A 1553-nucleotide genomic window follows, 5' to 3' on the forward strand; every position below is an offset into this window, starting at 1 on the left:
GCCCCCCCCCCCCCCGGGCATCCGTCGTCGTCTTCGCCGCCGCGGTTCGGGTGGCGCAACACGCGGCACCGCCGCAGTCATCCCGCGTGTTGCGCCACCCGAGGACCCCACAAGACACCGCGCGCGACACGGGACGACGGATGCCGGGGGCTCAGCCGTCGATGACGGCGACGAGCTCATCGAGGAAGGCCGTGAACGACATCGCGCGGCGGACGATGCGCTGCACGCTGTCGCGCTCCGAGAAGACCTCGACGAACTGCTCGAACACGGTCTGGAACGCCGCGCGGTCGGACTCCGAGAAGGCGACGAGCGCCACCACCTGCACGCGGCCGTCGCCCCACGGGATCGAGGGATCGGCGATGCCGATGGCGATGGCGGTGCGGGATGCCGTCATCCCGAGCGCGTGCGGCACCGCGAGGGCGTCGGTGAACGCGGTCGACGACAGCTCCTCGCGCTGGATCGTGCGTTCGACGTAGTCGGCGTCGATCACCCCCGCCGCGATGAGCGGCTCACCGAGGAGCCGGATGACGCCATCCTCGGCGAGTCCGGGCTCGAGGCCGCGCACGAACGCCGCCGGCTCGAAGTACCGCTCGAGTTCGCCGCGCAGCCGCGCGAGCCGGCGCGAGCGACGCACGCGCCCCGCCGCCGCCTGGACGCGCTCGACATCGGCTTCGGTCAGGAACGGCTGGATGCGCACGACACGGTCCCCGGGCACGGCGGGGTCGATCGTGGTGAGCACGAGGTCGGTGTCGATCGAGCCCCAGTCGGGGTCGACGCGCGTCTCGACGCCGACCACTTCGATGGCCTGCCCGAGCGACCGGTCGACCGACGACCGCAGCAGTTCGTGCAACTCGTAGTACCCGGGGCAGACGATGGTCGCGGTCAGCAGCTGGTCGGCGCGGCGGCTGCGTTCGAGCCGTCCCCCGATGTGCATCGCGATGTACGCGATCTCATCATCGAGAAGGGGGATGTCGAGGCGCTCGTGGAGGCCGTTCGCGATGAACACGGCGACCTCGAAGATCATCGGGTACGTCGACTTCAGCGACCGGGTCAGCGGGTTCCGCGACCACGCCTGCTCGCGGGCGCGCAGCCGCAGATTCTGCACGTGGAGCGCGAGCCGCAGGATGAAGTCCTCGTGCACGATGTCGACGAGGAATTCTGCGGCGGCCCGCTGCACGATCTCGCGCACGGCCCGCTCGACATCGGGCTCGAGCTGTGAGCGCGTGTGCTCGTGGGTGTCACCCCGGGCGCCGCCCGGCGCGACGACCCGCGTGAGCACGAGCGTCGCGAGGTGCTGGAGGTCGCCGCTGCCGAGCCTCACCCCGAGGTGCCGCTCGGCCAGCTCGCCGATGATCGCGGCGACCTCGGCCTGCTCGGGCCGGGCGTCGGCGTCGGACGCCTCGAGCGGGCGATCTCGCGCGACCCTGTCGGCGGCGATCGCGATGTGCATCACGACGTCGCCGATGCCGAACTCGTTGACGAACCACCCGAGCTCGCCGAGCCGCGCGACCAGGTCGGTCTTGAACGGCCCGAACGCCTGCGCGCCGACCGAC

The 1553-nt window shown here is 71.7% G+C and carries 1 protein-coding gene; it reads right to left on the reverse strand.

From position 1 onward, the window contains the following. Window positions 1–151 precede the first annotated feature (151 nt). On the reverse strand, window positions 152–1553 hold a 1402-nt coding region (locus EIO58_RS17640), incomplete at its 5' end, for a BglG family transcription antiterminator (RefSeq protein ID WP_127820527.1).

Source organism: Microbacterium sp. CPCC 204701 (assembly GCF_004010105.1).
Classification (GTDB): domain Bacteria; phylum Actinomycetota; class Actinomycetes; order Actinomycetales; family Microbacteriaceae; genus Microbacterium.